Source organism: Paenibacillus sp. NRS-1782 (genome assembly GCF_050467685.1).
Taxonomy (GTDB): Bacteria; Bacillota; Bacilli; order Paenibacillales; family Paenibacillaceae; genus Paenibacillus; species Paenibacillus terrae_A.
In genome coordinates this window covers 1-1,212 of the sequence record NZ_JBITPH010000118.1, presented here as the reverse complement: position 1 = coordinate 1,212, position 1,212 = coordinate 1, and the positions used below count along the sequence as shown (strand labels likewise).

Sequence of the window (1,212 nt, the reverse complement as noted above, 5' to 3'; positions counted from 1 at the left end):
TTCCTTCCTCGTTGTCCGCTTTTCTGGGGATTACGGAGCCGGCTATTTTCGGTGTTAACCTGAGATATATGAAGCCTTTTGTCATGGGGCTGATCGGTGGGGCAGTCGGCGGGTTTATCGCTTCGATCTTCCATTTGGCGGCTACAGGTATGGCCATTACGGTCATTCCGGGTACATTGCTCTACATGAACCACCAGCTTCCCAGTCTCTATTCCCACCCTACTCCTCAATTGTTAATTCGGATACGCTCTTGAGCGGCTTGACGCTTGAGGAGTATAATGAAGCTATAGCCAATGCAGTTCCACTGGAGTCAGTAATTGTAAAAAGTGATAAAACTCAATCCATTGAAAAAATTTCCCCTATGGCTGTGCCATCTTGGTCATTTAGCCACCTAAGTCGTAACGATGGATTTTGGTCAGATAAGTTTTCAATTGGTTGTGCAGGTTCGCATGGTCAGGGGTTATTAAATTTTGTTAATTGGATTATTTTTGGAAGGGAGGAAGTGAGTGTGAACAAGCGACTCAGACCAGTAGTTATTATCTTAAGTCTAATTGTCATTGTCGGAGGGGCGGTGGCTGTTATCAAAAGTCAGACCTTTGCGAACAGCAGTAAGCCTCAAACCCAAACTACCAATGATCCTGACTGGCTCACACCTGAGAAAAAGAAGGAGATAAACGAGAAAGTGTTATCTTCACAAGCAGAAATTATACACTCAAAATATGGAGATTTTTTCCCTGTTGAAGTTCCGAATGAGTATCCAAGCGATCAAGTCGCAAATTGGGACAATCAAGAGGAGATAACAGCACAGACAGAGCAAATTCTCTATAATAATTTTGTTTACGAAAAAAAAGAGAAAAAAAACTAATTTTTTCTAGAACGCTCGTAAAAATGAGCGTTCTTTTTTGTGCGCCATGCAAGGCGCGTAACAGGCGGTGAAGGTCTCTTGAAGAGTGGGCACTGTAAGAACGACATTTGTACTGGATTTGGCGTAAATGCCTTCAACACAATCATTACTTGCGCTATGGACCCAGTTAACAAGAGGAATGTGGGTTTGGATAAAAAAGCAATTATTTATTTGTATAGCTAAAAAAGCTCTGCCGACCAATTAAGGTTAGCAGAACTTTTTTAGCTATCCGTTTAAGCACCTCCAATTTGGTCATAAAGTTGTATTCTCTGATTATGAGTATTCGACTGAACAGGTACAGTAACAAT

Annotated in this window: 1 protein-coding gene and 1 pseudogene; both read left to right on the top strand. The window is 41.6% G+C overall.

The window, feature by feature from the left end:
- Positions 1-254: pseudogene (locus ACIFQM_RS24930) on the top strand (hypothetical protein); the annotation flags it as partial.
- Positions 251-865, top strand: a complete 615-nt coding sequence (locus ACIFQM_RS24925; protein WP_430043597.1) for a hypothetical protein — start codon at positions 251-253, stop codon at positions 863-865. The pseudogene ACIFQM_RS24930 and the gene ACIFQM_RS24925, both read left to right, overlap by 4 nt.
- Positions 866-1,212: the final 347 nt, after the last annotated feature.